General features: G+C 36.4%; 19 protein-coding genes. 2 read left to right on the forward strand and 17 right to left on the reverse strand.

Annotation, left to right across the window (positions count from 1 at the left end; translation table 11 throughout):
- Positions 1-62: 62 nt before the first annotated feature.
- Both AZF08_RS31030 and AZF08_RS02905 read right to left on the reverse strand, forming a co-directional pair.
- Positions 63-278: a hypothetical protein gene (locus AZF08_RS31030; RefSeq protein WP_235190007.1), complete on the reverse strand. Its 216-nt coding sequence runs from the start codon at positions 276-278 to the stop codon at positions 63-65.
- Complete coding sequence (locus AZF08_RS02905; RefSeq protein WP_235190008.1) at positions 272-901, reverse strand: MBL fold metallo-hydrolase; 630 nt, start codon at positions 899-901, stop codon at positions 272-274. Before AZF08_RS02905 ends, AZF08_RS31030 begins: the two co-directional genes overlap by 7 nt.
- Before the next feature lie 327 nt (positions 902-1,228).
- On the opposite strand from AZF08_RS02905, the gene AZF08_RS02910 reads away from it, so the two are divergent.
- Positions 1,229-1,519, forward strand: a complete 291-nt coding sequence (locus tag AZF08_RS02910) for an ArsR/SmtB family transcription factor (protein WP_000894377.1) — start codon at positions 1,229-1,231, stop codon at positions 1,517-1,519.
- Between the two features lie 150 nt (positions 1,520-1,669).
- Here AZF08_RS02910 and AZF08_RS02915 read toward each other — a convergent pair whose 3' ends face one another.
- Together AZF08_RS02915 and AZF08_RS02920 are read right to left on the reverse strand one after the other, a co-directional pair.
- Positions 1,670-2,782: a class I SAM-dependent methyltransferase gene (locus tag AZF08_RS02915; RefSeq protein WP_033672541.1), complete on the reverse strand. Its 1,113-nt coding sequence runs from the start codon at positions 2,780-2,782 to the stop codon at positions 1,670-1,672.
- Between the two features lie 7 nt (positions 2,783-2,789).
- Positions 2,790-3,419, reverse strand: coding sequence for an MBL fold metallo-hydrolase (locus AZF08_RS02920; RefSeq protein WP_033672543.1), 630 nt, complete (start codon positions 3,417-3,419; stop codon positions 2,790-2,792).
- Positions 3,420-3,589: 170 nt separating this feature from the next.
- Between AZF08_RS02920 and AZF08_RS28160 the strand changes: the two genes are divergently transcribed.
- Complete coding sequence (locus AZF08_RS28160) at positions 3,590-3,763, forward strand: DUF2759 domain-containing protein (protein ID WP_033672545.1); 174 nt, start codon at positions 3,590-3,592, stop codon at positions 3,761-3,763.
- A gap of 84 nt (positions 3,764-3,847) precedes the next feature.
- Here the strand turns inward: AZF08_RS28160 and glcK are convergent, their stop codons facing one another.
- The 13 genes from glcK to sodA all read right to left on the reverse strand — a co-directional run bounded on the left by glcK (position 3,848) and on the right by sodA (position 17,646).
- Positions 3,848-4,831, reverse strand: coding sequence for a glucokinase (gene glcK / locus AZF08_RS02925; RefSeq protein WP_033672546.1), 984 nt, complete (start codon positions 4,829-4,831; stop codon positions 3,848-3,850).
- A gap of 19 nt (positions 4,832-4,850) precedes the next feature.
- Positions 4,851-5,051, reverse strand: coding sequence for a YqgQ family protein (locus AZF08_RS02930; protein ID WP_033672547.1), 201 nt, complete (start codon positions 5,049-5,051; stop codon positions 4,851-4,853).
- 115 nt (positions 5,052-5,166) lie between these two features.
- The gene (locus AZF08_RS02935; protein WP_033672548.1) at positions 5,167-5,730 is read right to left on the reverse strand and encodes a 5-formyltetrahydrofolate cyclo-ligase; all 564 of its coding nucleotides are present in this window, start codon (positions 5,728-5,730) and stop codon (positions 5,167-5,169) included.
- A gap of 162 nt (positions 5,731-5,892) precedes the next feature.
- Positions 5,893-6,042: a 50S ribosomal protein L33 gene (gene rpmG / locus AZF08_RS02940; protein ID WP_001265618.1), complete on the reverse strand. Its 150-nt coding sequence runs from the start codon at positions 6,040-6,042 to the stop codon at positions 5,893-5,895.
- Positions 6,043-6,112: 70 nt separating this feature from the next.
- Positions 6,113-8,467 carry a sugar phosphate nucleotidyltransferase gene (locus AZF08_RS02945; protein WP_033672549.1) on the reverse strand — a complete coding sequence of 785 codons (2,355 nt, stop codon included), beginning with the start codon at positions 8,465-8,467 and terminating at the stop codon, positions 6,113-6,115.
- Between the two features lie 297 nt (positions 8,468-8,764).
- Positions 8,765-9,421 (reverse strand): phosphate signaling complex protein PhoU, encoded by a 657-nt coding sequence (phoU, locus tag AZF08_RS02950; RefSeq protein ID WP_033672550.1) that lies wholly within the window; start codon positions 9,419-9,421, stop codon positions 8,765-8,767.
- Between the two features lie 93 nt (positions 9,422-9,514).
- A complete protein-coding gene (gene pstB, locus AZF08_RS02955) occupies positions 9,515-10,330 on the reverse strand; it encodes a phosphate ABC transporter ATP-binding protein (protein WP_033672551.1) in 816 nt (271 codons plus the stop codon).
- A gap of 29 nt (positions 10,331-10,359) precedes the next feature.
- On the reverse strand, positions 10,360-11,226 hold the full coding sequence (pstA, locus tag AZF08_RS02960) for a phosphate ABC transporter permease PstA (protein WP_033672552.1): 867 nt from the start codon (positions 11,224-11,226) through the stop codon (positions 10,360-10,362).
- Between the two features lies 1 nt (position 11,227).
- Positions 11,228-12,178: a phosphate ABC transporter permease subunit PstC gene (gene pstC / locus AZF08_RS02965; RefSeq protein WP_033672553.1), complete on the reverse strand. Its 951-nt coding sequence runs from the start codon at positions 12,176-12,178 to the stop codon at positions 11,228-11,230.
- Positions 12,179-12,205: 27 nt separating this feature from the next.
- Positions 12,206-13,123: a PstS family phosphate ABC transporter substrate-binding protein gene (locus tag AZF08_RS02970; RefSeq protein ID WP_033672554.1), complete on the reverse strand. Its 918-nt coding sequence runs from the start codon at positions 13,121-13,123 to the stop codon at positions 12,206-12,208.
- Positions 13,124-13,399: 276 nt separating this feature from the next.
- Entirely contained in the window at positions 13,400-15,514 is a 2,115-nt protein-coding gene (locus tag AZF08_RS02975; RefSeq protein ID WP_033672555.1) for a peptidoglycan D,D-transpeptidase FtsI family protein, read from the reverse strand.
- A gap of 108 nt (positions 15,515-15,622) precedes the next feature.
- Positions 15,623-16,900, reverse strand: a complete 1,278-nt coding sequence (locus AZF08_RS02980; protein WP_033672556.1) for an MFS transporter — start codon at positions 16,898-16,900, stop codon at positions 15,623-15,625.
- Between the two features lie 134 nt (positions 16,901-17,034).
- The gene (gene sodA, locus AZF08_RS02985; protein ID WP_033672557.1) at positions 17,035-17,646 is read right to left on the reverse strand and encodes a superoxide dismutase [Mn]; all 612 of its coding nucleotides are present in this window, start codon (positions 17,644-17,646) and stop codon (positions 17,035-17,037) included.
- Positions 17,647-17,753: the final 107 nt, after the last annotated feature.

Below are 17,753 nucleotides of genomic sequence, written 5' to 3' on the forward strand. Positions count from 1 at the left end.
CCAATTAGTTTTATTTGAACATAAGAATAAAAATTTAAAAAGAACCTGAATTCAGGTTCTTTTTAAATTTCTACCCTCAGCGTATCATATGCAAAAGTAATATCCAGACCTTCCTTTTGAAGATCCATTGCAATATCCTGCAACTCATCATGACCGAGATTATCAACTTCTTCTATATGTGTAATAATAGTTTTCTTCGCTTGCAGTTTCTTCACAACTTCTAAAGTCTCTTCAAACGTCGCCTCACGCATACTTTCAATATAAACACGATCTAGCACACGGCCTTTCGTTTTCCAGTTGAATTCCACCATACCCATTGGTAATAATCTAAATCCCCTATCAAATGTGCTGGCGGCTCCCACCTATATAATTCATCTGGTGCAATCAACACCTTCTTTTTCTCTTCTTCTAATAAAAATGCGTATACATACTCTTCATGTAAACGAAATGGAGTAACTTTAATGTTGTTCTTAATAAAAGATTGTCCATCTTGTAAAACTTGCAGATCAATCCATCCTTGCCGATGCATAAATTGTAAATGATCCCATGAACCTAAAAATTGTTTCATATCCTGAGCTACTTGTTCTGGTACATAAACCGTTGTTTCCCAAGCTCTCTTCGTTTCAAACGCCATTGTTTCCCAAATTCTTCTCCCCATTGTATGGTCGGGATGCCAATGCGAATAAATTCCAACTTCCACTCTGTCAATATGAGCGCGTTCTAATTGTAGACGTATTTCCTCTGGCTTATCGATTAATAAACGCAAGTCGTGAATAAAGACGCTAGGTCCCATTCGACTATATGGAACACCTTTTTCGCGTGCTTCTTTACATACTTTACTATAGCTTCCTGGCCTCGGAATAGGAATAGCCCCACCTGTTCCTAAAAATTCAATTTTCATGATATCCCTTCTTTCCATCTTAATCCGTATTCTATAGAAAAGTACAAAATCACTTTTTCATATTATTTGAAAAATTTTGTATATTAATTTGAAAGAACGAAAAAATCGTGATAAAATTGGGTTACAAATGTATCTTTATTTTTAAAATCGTATATTTTCAAGGAAAAAACATCTTGTTACAAATTTATCTACTTTATTTACATCATGGTCTCTTTTCTTACAATTTCTTTACTGTAGAACATTTTTTCTGCAACAACTGTTTTCTTTTCTTTAGATTTTTGGTATGTATAGTATGGTATAACAGTTCGCATGGAGGTGGAATAGAACATGTTAGAAACCTTTCAAAAGGAATTAGAATTATACGAAAGCAATGCAGAATTATTGAAAGTTCTTGCTCATCCTGTTCGCTTATGTATTGTAAAAGGATTAATCGAACGTGGCCCAAGCAATGTTTCTACAATGTATACAGGCTTAAATATGCCACAGTCCACAATTTCACAGCATTTGGCGAAATTGAAAAGCGCTAAAATTGTTTCTAGTGAAAGAAAAGGATTAGAAATTTACTACAAAGTAGAAAATGAAACAATCATTCAACTTGTTCGTGTATTACTAGGTTAGGGGTAACCAAGAAGAAAAGGGTGTATTCTATATTTTCTATCTCATATCTTTAATATAAATATATATCATGAGAGAAAATATTCAATACTACATATTTTTAAAGTCGTATCAAAAAACAAGACGCAGAAGAATTCTGTGTCTTGTTTTTTTCTACATATATAAATAACTGTTTGCCTCAAAATATGTCATGCCTTTTTTTTGCATGACAACATCAAAAGCACTCCCTATTCCCCCATGTAAAATCATTGAACGAATCGCACGGTTCGTCTTCTGCGATTCAGAAAAAGGATTAGAATCTCGATGACTAGCAAGCTGTTCTAATATACCCGCTGCCAATAAAAACTCGTTTTGCTTCGTATGCCACACTGTACAAAGCCCACACTCTTCTCCAGCTTCCTTCAGCTCATCCCAATGAATATGTGTGGTAAGATCCATTCCTCCTGGATACTGAAGAGGATTTCGAATGAGTCTATGATCATAATACCCTCTTAAACTTCCTTCATGATGTGCAGGATGCATCCATTCTGCCTTCGTATATCCATAATCAACTGTAATGAACAATCCTTCTGCAAGCCATTCTGTCACTTCTTGTATATAGGCCTCCATTGCAATTGGCACTTCAAAACGTTGCCCCTCTACAAGCTGAATATGATATCTTAATAGATAACGACCTATTCTTTCTTCAATCGGCCTTACTACTTCTGCAAGCCTTCCTCCATCTGTATAAGTAATACGCACTTCGTATAAAATGCCATCGCGCTTCTCAATTACTTCAACAGGAAAGGCGTCAAACAGTTCATTTGAAAATACAATACCTGTAAAAGACTCTCCCAACTCTTTATAGGACGTATACTGTGAAATATTTTGAAATGAATTCAGTTTATATTTTTGTAACTCCCTATGAAAAGGGCTCAATTCAATAATAGAATACTGTAAGTCTGTGAAAGTTTCCGGAGATACTCGTTGCCATTCTTGCAAAACATCATAAGCAAAACTTCCTGTACCTCCTCCGATTTCACAAATAGTTGCAGGTACCTCCCCATTTTCAACAAGACGAATAAAAAAACGTGCGAACGTCCTTGCAAATACAGAAGAGACATTACTACTCGTAAAAAAATCACCTTTCCTGCCAATTTTCTCACGTTTTTTCATATAATATCCGTGTTCCTCATCGTATAAGGCTAGGTTCATATATGTACAATACGAAATCGAATAATCTTTTTCTTTTTCCATCCATTTTCTTAACAGAAGTTCCATCCCCATATGCTCCTTATTGTAAAAATGGATTGTTTTCTTTTTCAAAACCGATATTTGTTTCTGGCCCATGTCCACATAACACCGCTGTATCATCTGGTAGTACAAATAATTTTTCTTCAATACTTCCAATTAATTCAGCAAAACTTCCGCCAGGTAAATCTGTTCGACCAATGCTCATTTGAAATAATACATCTCCTGAAAATACAGCATTTGCCTCTTTACAATAATATGAAATACTACCTGGAGAATGCCCAGGTGTCTCAAACATTTCAAATGTAAAAGATCCAATCGTTAATGTTCCTTCCCCATCAATGATTTGATCAGCAGGTTTTGCTGTAATACTTCGGTTCATCATAAAAATTTGCGAGCCATTTACTGTCGCATCTCCTAACCAATCGGCTTCCACTTTATGTACATATACCGGAATACGAAAAGCATCTCGTACAGTATCGACTGCACCAATATGATCAAAATGAGCGTGCGTTAATAAAATAGCTAGTGGTTTTAACTGCTCTTCTTGTAAATACGTTACAAGTTTGTCACCTTCACTACCCGGATCAAAAATAATACATTCTTTTTGATCATTACTTAAAATATATGCGTTTGTTTGTAATGGGCCTAACGGCATTTGTATCCACTTCATAATTTCAATCTCCTCCAGTTATTAAACTTACTTTTATGATACAACATTTCTTTCTCTTAGGAAAAGAAACGACGCTGTCTCGACAATCATTTCTAAAACATGTACAATAAAAAATGAGGAAATATTACAAAAACTCAAACGAAAGAATGAAAAAGCAGAGGGGGATATGTATGGGACTTGTTATCATTTTTGCGTTAGTCACTCTGTTAGCTGTATTCGCTACCCTTAGAACGTTACGTGAGAAAAATATGCTTGCAGGCGGTTTCGCTGTTGCAACTGTACTTGTTTTCGGTTGGTTTACAGTCATGACTGTCCTTTATAGCGGGTACCCACCAGCTTCTTAATTCACTTACAGTTCTATTCTTCATCAAGATTTCACATAGTAAAAGAGGAAGGGACTCCCCTTCCTCTTCTCATAATCTCACTACTTAGATCATTTTTGCTTCATATTTATGTTTCTTTACAAGCCAAGCTCCACCAATTACACCTGCATCATTTCCAAGTGTTGCAATCGCTAGCTTTGTGCTCTTGACAGCACGTGAAAATGCATATTGCTCAAAATAGCGCTGGATTGGTTGTAACAATGCATCACCCGCTTTTGATACCCCGCCACCAATTACAATTTTCTCTGGATTTAATGTACTAGAAAGGTTCGCTACCGCTAATCCTAAATAAGAAGCTACTTTTTCTACCACTTCTGCCGCTAAAACGTCACCTTTTCCAAGTGCCTCAAATACGTCTTTCGATGTAATACTTCCTTCTTCTTCTAACATAGAACGCAGTACACTTTCTTTATCTGTATCTTGTAACTTTTGCATTGCAACACGTACAATACCTGTTGCAGAAGCTACAGTTTCTAGACATCCAGATTTTCCGCAGTTACAAGGGAATGCATTCTCTGTAACGACTGTAATATGTCCAATTTCACCAGCGGCACCGCTTACACCGTGCACGATCTCACCGTTCGCAATGACACCACCGCCAACACCAGTTCCAAGTGTCATACAAACTAAATCTTTCGCTCCTTCACCAGCGCCCTTCCACATTTCACCAAGCGCTGCTAAATTTGCATCATTATCAATAACAACAGGTAAGCCTGTCTCTACTTCTAATAAGTCTTTCAATGGATAGTTTTTCCACCCTAAGTTAACTGCTTCATAAATCATTCCAGAAGCTACATGAACAGGACCAGGAGCACCCATACCGATACCAATTAACTTGCTTTTTAATTCACCTAGCTCCTCTAACTTCTTATCGAGTGCTTTTGCTACATCTAATGTAATATGCTTGCCTTGTTCACTTGTATTCGTTGGGATTTCCCACTTATGTAAAATTTCACCGTACACATTAATAAATGCTAATTTAATCGTTGTCCCACCAAGGTCAACACCAACTAACCATTTTTCTTCCATTTTGCTAACCTACCTTTATCTAGTACTTGCTCATCTCTTTTTGAATCTCTTGCTTCAATAAAAATAAAGCTGTTTGATAATCTTTTGGATCGATTAACTGTGATTGATTTAATTCACGTAGTTCATCTTGCATTAATTGTAAATCAGCGATTCGATCACCTGTATAAATGATCGTTCCAAATTTTTTTAGTAATTGTTGAATATCATAAATGGATATCATTTCATCACCCTCTATGTCCACTTATTATGGAAATATAATAAGAAAACGTTCACATATTTATTATAATCAACAAGAAAAAGGCTCGTCAATTTTTATTTGTCTATACAAGTCTATTTTAAACAATTGTTTCTTTTTCTGTAATAATTTTGTGCACATTTTGATCAAACGGCTCAGTCGGAATATCATTCACAATTTGAAACGCAAACGCCAATGACAGCGTTTTCCCTTTGTACTGTGCAAGATAACGATCATAGTAGCCACCGCCGTATCCAATTCGTTCACCATTTCTTGTATATGCAACTCCAGGTACAAAAAGAAGATCAATTTCTTCGGCATCCACTTCTGCTGTTAATGTAGGAATCGGTTCAAGTAAATTCATATATACTGTTTCTAATTGGTCAAAGTTTATAATTTGACGAAAAGTCATCGTCCTTGTATCTCGATTGCATTTTGGTACAACAACCCTTTTTCCTTCTCGCCATGCTTGTTCAATGATGGTATATGTATTTACTTCATGTTCCATTGAAAGAGTAATTCCAATTGTTTCAGATTCTTTCCACTCTTCTTGTTCATATAAAGAAAACACAATCTGTTCTGATAAAGTTTCGTGCTGTTCTTTCGATAAGGAATTCATCTGTTCCAATATTTGCTTACGTAAACGTATCTTCTCCTCTTTCACACACTTTTCCCCCTATAAAGTAAAACTTTACTCTACTTAAGAATCTTTATCTCAAAAAAATAAATTATCTTCTTATGGATAGTTTATCACTTTTAAATAAGGGCTGCACGACTGGTTGTTAACTCGAGAAAAAAAAGAAACAGTAGGAAATATTCCTACTGCTTACTTTGTTTCACGGTGTAACGTAGACTTCTTGTCACGCTTGCAATACTTTTTAAGCTCAAGACGCTCCGTGTTGTTACGTTTGTTTTTCTTTGAGATATAGTTACGATCTCCGCATTCTGTACATGCTAGAGTAATATTCACACGCATTCTTATTTCCCTCCAGTCACTAATAACTTAAATCAGACTATACCATAATACCACTTTTAAAATAAAAATTCTACACCTTTTGATATTGTCTAATTTTTTCTATAAGATTTTTCATATTTTCCTTTGCTATCACTGGGTTTCTTGCATGCGAATAAACAAGAAATTTGGGATGTTTTGCATCTGAAACGATGTAAGACCACTCTTTTTCAGTATATTTAAATTGAACTCCTTCTAATACTTCAACCTCTCTCGTTTCCCTATCTTGTAATAACATGCCCATTACTTTCCCTTTCTCTTTCCAGGAACATACAACTTCATCGCATAATAAATAAAGAGGTGGAGATTGCTCTAACATAGCCGATAACGTTTTTCCTTGGTTAGCAATTAACTCGAATAACTTTCCAATCCGATATAAAATGTCTCTTTTCCACCTGATTTGAAACTTATTTTTTTCATCATTCATATAAAAAAGAAGATAACATTCTCCTAATTTCAATGAGATTGGATACCTATTTTCGACCGATCCAAGTAATAAATCAGGTACATCTATTTCTTCAAAATTTGTATTATGGTAAATACCACCATGATTATCATATAGTTCAAACTTATTCCCTTGTTCATAAAACATAAGAGCCATATTTGCTCTGCTAGATTTCATTAATAATTTCACATGTTCTTTTTGCTCGCCTGCATAAATCCATGTCACTGTACACCCAAGCTTTTGCAAAAAGGACATGAGAATCGGCTGAAACATTTCATCCCTTTTGTTAATAAGAAGATGAAACTGTTGCTTTTGTATTTTCGTAACATCTAAATGCTCTAAAACAGCTTCAACATAATTCTCTAAACAAACATGTACCATTTCATTTCTTCCAATTTCTTTGTCATATACATAATGAAATGCTTCTGACATATATACGTTCTCAATTTCTTTTTGCTGCTTATACGTTAACCGTTTTCCTTGCTCACCATACAATTGAATAACAAGCCCCTGCTCTCTTTCTAAACGAAAAAAAACTCCTCCCGCGCATTCCATCTCATTGATTGCATACTGAAAAGCAGACTCATTCATTTTCTGACACTCCACAGTATGCAAGCCCACACCATGAATCGTATGTAGAAACAGTTTCTTAAAAGCATTCGCCTCTACATCCTCATAGCTACCAACTAATACACGCTCTCCTTTTTGAAAAAGAGAACCATACGCCATCGCAACTTTTACTATAACTTGAGGTGTTATTTCTATATTACTTCTACCTACAATTCGGCTTTTTTGTAACCAGCCAGATGTATTTTCACGTTCCATTACTCCTGATGATGCAACGATAGAATGACTATCAATAACTTTATAGGGCCAAAGCTTTCCATTTTGTTTAATCACTGTATTTTTTCCAATTTGACAATGATCGGCTACAACACTGTTCTGAAATAAAGTAACATCATCTTCAATTATCGTATTTTCTCCAATAGTCGTTTCCAGCAGTTCGCACCGTTTACCAATATGTGTATGAGCAAGTACAATACTTTTTTGAAGATGTGTATAATTTTCTATCATGCTGTACTTACCGATAATAGAATACGGTTCAATAATAGTCCCTGATCCAATGATTGCTCCTGATCCAATAAAAGACGGACCGTGAATCTTTGTTCCTTTTTCAATTGTTACTCCTTCTCCCATCCAAACCATCGGCAACACTTCCGTATAAGGAAGCTGTACTTTCACTTTCTTTGTCAGTAAATCAAACTGTGCCTGCCGGTATTGATCAAATGTACCAATATCTAACCAATATCCTTCCTCTTTATATCCAAATAACATATTTTTGTTTTCTAACAACGGAAATACATGATGACTAAAATCAACAAATTGTCCAGAAGGAATATAAGAAAAAATTTCAGGGTCCATTATATAAATTCCTGTGTTTACAATATTTGAGATTACCTCATTCCAACTTGGCTTTTCCATGTAGCGCACGATTTCTTGCTCCTTGTTCATCGTAACTAAACCAAATGATAATGGGTTCTCTACTTCTTTCACAAACATCGTTACCAGCCTCTTCTTACATTGATGAAATTCAATTCCTTCCGATAATTGAAAATCAGTCAATGCATCTCCACTAATTACTACAAACGGTTCGTCTAAAAATGTTTCTGCTTGCTTAATACTCCCTGCCGTACCGAGGGGTGGCGAGTCCTCAAAGTAATGTAACTTTACCCCCCACTTACTCCCATCACCAAAATACTGCCGAATGGCAGTACTCATATATTGAACCGTAATCGCAATGTCATAAATCCCATGTTGCCGTAGCAATTCTATGTTATATTCTAAGACCGGCTTTTCTAGTAATCGTAACATTGGCTTTGGTAAGCTACATGTTAATGGTCTGAGACGCCTTCCTTTTCCTCCAGCTAAAATAACCCCCTTCATATACATTCATCCTCCACTTTTGTAATGTTGAACGACTTTGTATATCATATGTATGTCGCCTATGTAGAAATTAATCTTTGCATTCCTTTTGATTCATACAGAAAGCGCTTTCTGTATTATTTAAATAAAAAATTTTCGTTAGATCTTTCACCCTAACAACTTAGCTATTGTTTCATTTTTCCATATTACATTATGATTCATCTTATCATCATCAATTAAATGAGACAACGAGCTTTTTTTGTCATGTTTTGACAAAAGAAAGCAGGTAATATTCCATCACCTGCTACTCTCTTCTTCCTATTCATTTAATAAATAATGCTTCCCTTTCACTAAATAGAAAACATTTTCAGCAATGTTCGTAATATGATCTGCTACACGCTCAATATAACGAGCAATAAATGATAATTGTGTAATTTGTGTGATTGCTTCAGGATGTTCTGGAATGGTAGATATAAATTCACGAATTGATTTTCCATATATTTCATCAACAGAATCATCCATTTCCGCAATCTGTTTTGCAAATGTTAAGTTTTCTTCTTTATATGCTTCCAATGATAAATTTAACATGTCCATAGCAATCGTGAACATTTCTTCTATATTATTTAAACTAACACACACACCTTTTTCCCCAAGTCGCATCGTTGATTTCGCAACATTTACTGCATGATCTGCAATACGCTCTAAATCTGTTGCTGTTTTAATAGAAACAAAAATTCTTCGTAAATCACTTGCAACAGGCTGCTGCTTTGTAATTAGCATAAGCGCTAAATCATTGATTTCTTCTTCTAAGTTATCCATACGATAATCACCATCAATAACTTCTAACGCTTTTTTTACATCCCTTTTTTGAAGTCCTTCCATAGAAAACAAAAGGGCTTCTCTTGCTAATTCCCCAAGCTCAATTACCTTTTGCTGCAATGTTTGTAAATCATAATGAAACTGTTCTCTTACCATGCTATTTCCCCCTTGAAATATTACTAGTATATAAAACCGATAAATGCCCCTTATAAGAGGGGCATTTCTTTCTACTCTTATATAAGAACGATATTAACCAAATCGTCCTGTAATATAATCTTCTGTTCGTTTATCTGTAGGTGTTGTAAATAATTTATTCGTATCTGTGTACTCGACAACTTCACCATTTAAGAAGAAAGCTGTTTTATCCGAAATACGCGCCGCTTGTTGCATATTGTGAGTTACAATTACAATACTAAAATCTTTCTTTAATTCTTGGATCAATTCTTCTACCTTTAATGTAGAAATTGGGTCCAACGCTGATGTTGGCTCATCCATTAAAATAACATCCGGCTCAATCGCTAAACAACGTGCGATACATAAGCGTTGTTGTTGTCCACCAGATAAGCCATATGCATTATCATGTAATCGGTCTTTTAATTCATCCCAAATCGCAGCACCGCGTAAACTTTTTTCAACAATTGCATCTATTGTTTTTTTATCACGAATACCATGAATTTTCGGACCATATGCAACATTTTCGTAAATAGATTTTGGAAATGGATTTGGTTTTTGGAATACCATTCCAACATGCGTACGCAGTTCTTCAACAGGATATGATTTATCGAAAATATTTCGCTCTCGATATTCGATTACTCCCGTTGTTCGAACGATAGGCACTAGCTCTACCATACGATTTAACGTTTTTAAATACGTTGATTTCCCGCAACCACTTGGTCCAATAATCGCCGTTACTTCATTCTCATGAATGCTTAAATTCACATCTTTTAACGCATGGTCTTCCCCATACCATAAGTTTAAATTTTTCGTATTAAATACAACCTTCTTCATTGCCGGCTCAATCTCCGCTTCCTTTTTCACCTTTACATTTACTAATGTCGCAACCATCTTGAAGTCCCCTTTCATCCACGTCCTACTTATTTTCGATTTCGTAACCATAAGACTACCGCATTCATAATGAGCAATAATCCTAATAAAACAATCATTCCAGCTGCTGCTACATGTTGAAATTCCTCTTGCGGTCTACTCATCCAATTGAAAATTTGAATTGGTAAAACTGTAAATCTATCAAACATATTAAATGGAATATAATTTGCAAAAGCAAGTGCACCAATAACTAATAGTGGTGCTGCCTCTCCAATTGCTCTCGATAATGCCAAAATACACCCCGTTAAAATTCCCGGAAGAGACGTTGGCAATACAACTTGATACATCGTTTGCCATTTTGTAGCCCCAACTCCGTATGAAGCTTCTAACAAAGCATTTGGTACCATACGAATTGCCTCTTGGCTCGACACAACAACGGTTGGTAGAACTAAAAGACTCATCGTAAGTGCTGCCGCTACTATACTCTCCCCTAACTGAAGAGCATATACAAAAATTGTTAAACCAAGCAATCCAAACACAACAGATGGTACTCCTGCTAACGTTTGAATATTTACTTCTATTATTCTTGTAAATATAGATCGATTTGCATAATGTTCTAAATATATGGCCGTACCGACTCCAAATACAAAAGAAACCGGTATGACAATACTCATAAACAAGACTGTCCCCGACAATGCAGCGGCAATACCAGTCTGCTTCGGATTACGTGAAGCAAAATTCATTAGAAAATCAATGGAAAGGTAGCTTACACCTTTTTCAAAAATTTGATACAGCAATAAAACAAGTATGCTAATTGAAAACAGCATGGCTATATAAAAAATCGACTTGTATATTTGATTCTTCCAAAAACGTGACTTCATATTTTCTTCTATACTCTTATGATTTAACATACGCATCTTATATCGCCTTTCTAAATCGACGCATAATCTGCTGAGAAATCATATTCATCATGAATGTAAACAGAAGTAACGTTGCCCCTACTGCGTACATGCTATAGTAGGCAATTGTTCCATGAGGCGCATCACCTAAGCTCACTTGCACAATATAGGCCGTTAATGTTTGAATAGAATGTGTTGGATCGAACGATACATTAGGTGTTGATCCTCCTGCAATGACAACAATCATCGTTTCACCAATTGCGCGAGAAGCTGCTAATAAAATTGCTGCTATAATGCCGGTAAATGCAGCTGGGAATACAACTTGCCTCACAGTTTCTAAACGCGTTGCTCCTAATGCTAACGAAGCTTCCTTTATGCCATGTGAGACAGCGCCCATTGCGTCTTCAGAAAGAGAAGCTATAGTGGGCACCATCATAAGCCCTATAACAATCCCTGGACTAATCGCATTAAAAAATTGTAAATCCGGAATCATTCGCTGCAACATTGGTGTGACAACCGTTAACGCAAAAAAACCATATACAATTGTAGGAATACCTGCTAATAGTTCTAATAATGGCTTTAATACTTTTCTAGCAAAATTTGAAGCATACTCATTTAAAAATATGGCACACCCTAGGCCAATTGGAATTGCTACTGCCATGGCAATCACTGTTACAAGTACCGTCCCACATATAAGAGGCAGTATCCCAAACTTAGGATCTTCAAAAAAAGGTAGCCATTCCTTTTCAGTGAAAAAAGAATATAGCGATACTTCACGAAAGAACATCATCGTTTCATTTGCTAATGTAACAATAATGCCAATCGTTGTTAGAATAGATACACTAGCAATTGCCTTTAACAGTAATGGAACGATTTGATTGATTCGCTGCGTTTTTTTTCTTCTGATTGTATTTCTTTCAATCAAATGTTGCACAGAAAACGTAATCTGACTTTTGTCATTACGAGCCAAAGATGAAAACCCCTTTCCACCCTGACATTATCTTTTTATTTCTGTTAACATTCGCAGCTGTTCATTATATTTCTCTTGTGGTAGCTTTACATAACCAACTTCTTCGGCTAAAGTTCCTACATGCCTAATCATAAATGCGATATAATCTGCCACACTGCTTTTATTGTGAATCGAGTGATGATTTACATAAGCAAATAGCGCTCGAGACAACGGCTTATATTCACCAGATTGAATCGTTTCTTTTGTCGGGAGTACACCATTTACTTTTATAGCTTTTACCTTATCTCGATTTGCCATATAATACGCATATCCCACAAATGCTATTGCATTTTTATCATTCATTACTCCTTGCATAATGACTTGATCGTCTTCAGATAAGGAAACTGTTTTTGCAAGACGATTTTTTTGCAAGACGACACTTTGAAAGTAATCATGCGTGCCAGAGTCCACACCTGGTGCATAAAACTGCACTTTGTCATGCGGCCATCCTGAATGAATATGTGACCATCGTTTCGTTCTCCCATCTTCGCTCCATAATAGGCGTAACTCTTCTATTGTCATATTATTCACCCATGTATTTTGAGGATTCACAATGATTGTGAGACCATCATAAGCAATTTCAAATGGTGTAAACTGAATGGAATTTTCCTTCATAAATTTCTCTTCTACTTGTTTCATCGAACGTGAAGCGTTATTAATATCCACTTCCCCTTTTCCAAATCGATGAAATCCGCCTCCTGTCCCAGAAATACTTATAGAAATTTTCACACGCGGCTCTTTCTTCGCATACTCTTCTGCTACTGCCTCCATAATAGGAAAAACAGTCGAGGATCCATCAACTTTCACTTCTCCCCATTCATTCGCAGCAGATGCAGTCGACAGATACGAACAAAAAATACATGTCGATATTACTAACAACCTAATCGGTTTTCTCGTCCACTTCACGTGTAAGCTCCTCCTAGAAGTATCCTAAAATAACAGGATTACAAATATAAGAATAATGCCGAACTATTAATCCGGTTTTAATTGTTTGTAAAAGTTTTGTAAAGTTCAACATAATAAATTGTAAATGATACCATCCCCCCTACCGATATCCACTCTTTCTTCTCACCGAAGTAGCACCCTTCTTTTAAAGGCTCGTCCATCTTTACTACAGCGTATGCATAAAATGCACAAAAAAGCACACTATCTTTTGAGATAGTGTGCCAAGTTTATACTTTTCTATTCTTCTTGATCTTTTTTGTTCTTGTCATCTTTCGGTGTTTCTCCTGTTACTTCTTGCTTTTTCAAATCGAAGTAAGCATCCATGATTTGACGTCCGATATTCCCGTTAATTCCAGACTTATCACTCTCTACCCATGGCACTACAACAGAGAACGCTACTTCTGGGTTATCAAGCGGTGCATAGCCTACTAATGTTAAATTATAAATGATTCGGCGATTCCCATCAGCATCTCTTCCGATTGGCTTAGGTTTGTCACCACCATAAGGTGTTTCCGCAGTTCCTGTTTTTCCAGCAACTTTATACGGTGCACCAGTAAAGTATTTTGTACCCGTACCACCCGAATCATTAAACACTTGTCTAAACCCTTCTTGAATACGTTTAATTTGTTCTTCAGGCATATCAATACGATTCAATACTTTCGGTTCCATTGACTGAATTACTTTTCCAACTTCATCTGACTTAGAAGTTGGCTGACGAATCTCTTTTACCACCTGAGGCTGTACACGATAACCGCCGTTTGCGATTGTCGATACATATTGCGCAAGCTGAAGCGGTGTATACGTATCATACTGCCCAATCGCTAAATCTAATAAGAAACCAGGTGTAGCGTCTTTACCTTGAAGTCCAGCCGATTCGTTCGGCAAATCAATACCTGTTTTCACTCCAAGACCAAATTGACCGAAATAATAACGCATATCATCAAATGCTTTTTGCTTAATGTCTATCGTCCCACCTTTAGTATATTGCGCTCCGGCAATATTCATAGCTGTTCTAAACATGTATACGTTAGAAGACTGTTTTAAAGCGGTAAGATCATCAATATACCCCATGTTTTTCCATGATTTCTTAGGTTTTGTACCCTTAAATTGAATTGGTTCATCAAACATAACATCCCCCGGTCTAATAGCCCCCGTTTGATACCCTGTCAGTAATGTCGCTCCTTTTACTGTTGAACCCATCGGATACGAACTTGTCATTGTTCCTAATGCATAATCCTGTACTTTTGTTGTTCCGTCTTCGTCCACAAGTTGCTTTCCAGCCATGGATAACACTTCACCATTTTTCGGATTCATCATCACAACAAATGCCCGGTCTAACGTTGGTTCTGCCCCTTTAAGTTGCATTAAATTCTTTGTAATAATTTCTTCTACACGCTTTTGCAATTCCATATCAATTGTTAAATTCAAATCGTTTCCTCGTTGACCTTTGGAAACATTTATCGTTTCTAATATGTTACCTTCTTTGTCCGTAACATTTCTTACTTCTGCTTTTGTACCGTGAAGAGCATCCTCATATTGTTGTTCAATATAACTTTTGCCAACACGGTCGTTACGATTGTAATCTCGAACAAGGAAATAATCTAATCTTTCTCTTGGTAACCCTTCATCTGAAGTTGTTACGCCCCCAAGTACACTGCGGAACATGTCATCATAGGCATATTTACGATCCCAATCAACTGTCGTATCTACACCCGGTAATAACGCTAAATTTTCACTAACTACAGCATATTCTTCTGGTGTTACTTGTTTTTTAATAATTTGTGGCGTCATTGCATAGCCGCCGTCCATCTTACTCTTAATTGCCAGTATTTCTAAATCTTCTGGTGTTAATTGATTAATTTCTGCTTCTGTCACACGCTTTCGCTGGCGCTCAGCAATTTCTTTATCATCAATCTTTTTCGCTTTAAATTCAGCTTTGTCTTTATCTGTAATTTTTGCTTTCGCTTCCTCTTCATGCATAGCTAGCCAATAATCTTTCTTATCACGTTCTGTTAATTTCTCTAATGATACTTCGATGAGATTTGAAAGTTTTTTGGCTGTCTCTAAACGTTCTTTTGAATCTGACCCCTTCATTCTTGTAAATGTAATCGTACGAACAGGATCATTATCTACAACAGCACGTCCATATCGGTCAAAGATTTTCCCGCGTGGGACTGGATTACTAATCGTTGAATTTTCTTTTTTCTCAACCTCATTTTTATAATCCTCTCCATGAACAATTTGTACGAACCCAAGCCTTACAATAACCGCGGAGAACATTAAAAACACGCAAAAAAACAACACGTTTAGCCGAAACGGAACGTGGGTCTTCTTTTTTTTCTTCTTACTCATACGAACCCCCTCTACCAGCAGCTATGTAATAGGAAAGGGACACCTGCTACAGGTGTCCTCACTGCTGTTTTACATGTCTTTTTATTCTAGCATAAAATAAGGCAGAAGTTAACCTTCTGGTTCAGTATGATTTCGCGTTGTTTCAGGTGCCAAAACACTTGCTTTATTCATATTCTGCTCACCATATTTGACATTTCTTACAGCAAAATAAATAAGGAAATGTCCAGATCCGAGAATACATAATAAAACTGGTAAACTTTTTTCTGGTGGGAAGAATGATACTGCGCATAGAAAACTTAAAATGGAACATATTCTTCCGCCATTTAACCATAACTCTCGAACAACAATATACTCAACACGCCACTCTTTTGCCTGCTTTGCCCTTCCAATTACATCATATGTCATAGACCCATATGGTACGAGTAAAATTGGGTATGCAATTGCAATACAAGCTGCATAAATAAGCAATTTTACATATGTAACTTGAAAAATGACCAAAAATACAACGGCATATAAAATAATTCCACCAAGTAAAATCGCCTTTTTTCTCCATTCCTTTTTCAGCATACGTGCAACCAAGTAATAACATACAAAGGAAACAGCAGAATTAACTAAACTATACTTACCTAATGCAAATTCACTCCCTGATGCTAAATAGACGTATACTGAGATAACAAAGATAAACGTCCCTTCTCTTAGCCCTTGAAAAAAATGAGCGCGTGTAATTCTCCCCCAGTTTTTATCACTCTTACGTTCTTCTACTACTTGAACAATCTCATAACGGCCTTCACATTCTCTTTTGGATAAAAAAAAGCTGATGACAACGGCAATTGTAAACAAGGTTAATGAAAGAAAAAACACAACAGTATAACCGCTCCACTTTTCCATACGTGAAATGGTATACCCAGCGGCGATCGGTCCAATCATCCCAGAAAAAGATGTAAGAAGACCGAGAAAACCATTAAAGAAATCACGTGTTTCTGGTTCTGTAATTTCAAATGTTAACAAATTAAATGCAAGCCAATAAAAACCGTATCCAATCCCCAAAAGGCCACCAATTAGCAAAATGTATTGCGAAGCATGTTTTCCTGTCAGTAAAACAACAATAAAAAAAACTGCTAATGTTCCTACACCTATTCGCAGCAAAATAGCGCGATCGATTCTTTTTGCTAATTTCCCCCCGAGGAGAAATGTGATTGGCTGCAACACAACACTTGCTAAATTATACAACCCTAAGTTCAAATAGTTTTGCGTTTGCTTCCATAAATAAATGTTCACAAACGTATTGGATAAAGAAATTGCAAGTGTGTATAATCCCCCCATAATAAGGAGTAATACTAAATCCCGATTCACCTCGACATCACCAATTACATGTTTCCACTTCATACATAACTCTCCTTTACTTCATGTTCTAGTCTTCCAAAGACAAGCGCAATTATGTAAAAGAAAGCATAGAAAAAAGCTAGGAGAATATTCCCCCTAGCTCTTTCCGATACAACTCTTATACCTCAAAGATGATATTACTTAGCTTCTTGGTAACGTTTTTCAGCTGCGTTCCAGTCTACAACGTTCCAGAATGCACCGATGTAGTCAGGACGACGGTTTTGGTAATTTAGGTAGTAAGCATGCTCCCAAACATCTAAACCGATAACTGGCGTTTTACCTTCTGTTAAAGGTGAATCTTGGTTTGGCGTGCTTGTTACTTCAATTTCACCATTGTTTACTACTAACCAAGCCCAGCCAGAACCGAAGCGAGTTGCGCCAGCTTTTGCGAATTCTGCTTTGAATGCATCAAAGCTACCGAATTTCGCTTCAATTGCAGTTGCAAGTTCACCTACTGGTTGTCCGCCACCATTTGGAGATAGGATTGTCCAGAAGAAAGTGTGGTTCGCATGTCCGCCACCATTGTTACGTACTGCTGTACGAATTGCTTCTGGTACTTCGTTTAAGTTTGCAACTAATTCTTCAACACTTTTGTCAGCTAGTTCTGCATGGCCTTCTAATGCAGCATTTAAGTTTGTTATATAAGTATTGTGGTGTTTTGTATGATGAATGTTCATCGTTTCTTTGTCGAAGTGAGGTTCTAAAGCATCATACGCATAAGGTAAATTTGGTAATTCATGTTTTGCCATTGGTAAATTCCTCCCATTTTATGTATTGCCAAAATAGTTTGGCATACAACTTCATTCTACCCTAATTGCCATAGGGTGAAAACAAATTAAATCACATTGTCTTGCTA

The organism is Bacillus gaemokensis (assembly GCF_001590835.1).
GTDB lineage: Bacteria > Bacillota > Bacilli > Bacillales > Bacillaceae_G > Bacillus_A > Bacillus_A gaemokensis.

Coding starts and splice junctions, on each gene's coding strand:
- rpmG (WP_001265618.1), bottom strand. CDS start 6,042: ATGCGTGTGAATATTACTCTAGCATGTACAGAATGCGGAGATCGTAAC.
- sodA (WP_033672557.1), bottom strand. CDS start 17,646: ATGGCAAAACATGAATTACCAAATTTACCTTATGCGTATGATGCTTTA.
- phoU (WP_033672550.1), bottom strand. CDS start 9,421: ATGGTAAGAGAACAGTTTCATTATGATTTACAAACATTGCAGCAAAAG.
- AZF08_RS02910 (WP_000894377.1), top strand. CDS start 1,229: ATGTTAGAAACCTTTCAAAAGGAATTAGAATTATACGAAAGCAATGCA.
- glcK (WP_033672546.1), bottom strand. CDS start 4,831: ATGGAAGAAAAATGGTTAGTTGGTGTTGACCTTGGTGGGACAACGATT.
- AZF08_RS02915 (WP_033672541.1), bottom strand. CDS start 2,782: ATGGGGATGGAACTTCTGTTAAGAAAATGGATGGAAAAAGAAAAAGAT.
- pstA (WP_033672552.1), bottom strand. CDS start 11,226: ATGCGTATGTTAAATCATAAGAGTATAGAAGAAAATATGAAGTCACGT.
- AZF08_RS28160 (WP_033672545.1), top strand. CDS start 3,590: ATGGGACTTGTTATCATTTTTGCGTTAGTCACTCTGTTAGCTGTATTC.
- pstB (WP_033672551.1), bottom strand. CDS start 10,330: ATGGTTGCGACATTAGTAAATGTAAAGGTGAAAAAGGAAGCGGAGATT.
- AZF08_RS02930 (WP_033672547.1), bottom strand. CDS start 5,051: ATGATATCCATTTATGATATTCAACAATTACTAAAAAAATTTGGAACG.
- AZF08_RS02945 (WP_033672549.1), bottom strand. CDS start 8,467: ATGAAGGGGGTTATTTTAGCTGGAGGAAAAGGAAGGCGTCTCAGACCA.
- AZF08_RS02975 (WP_033672555.1), bottom strand. CDS start 15,514: ATGAGTAAGAAGAAAAAAAAGAAGACCCACGTTCCGTTTCGGCTAAAC.
- AZF08_RS02920 (WP_033672543.1), bottom strand. CDS start 3,419: ATGAAGTGGATACAAATGCCGTTAGGCCCATTACAAACAAACGCATAT.
- AZF08_RS02905 (WP_235190008.1), bottom strand. CDS start 901: ATGAAAATTGAATTTTTAGGAACAGGTGGGGCTATTCCTATTCCGAGG.
- AZF08_RS02980 (WP_033672556.1), bottom strand. CDS start 16,900: ATGAAGTGGAAACATGTAATTGGTGATGTCGAGGTGAATCGGGATTTA.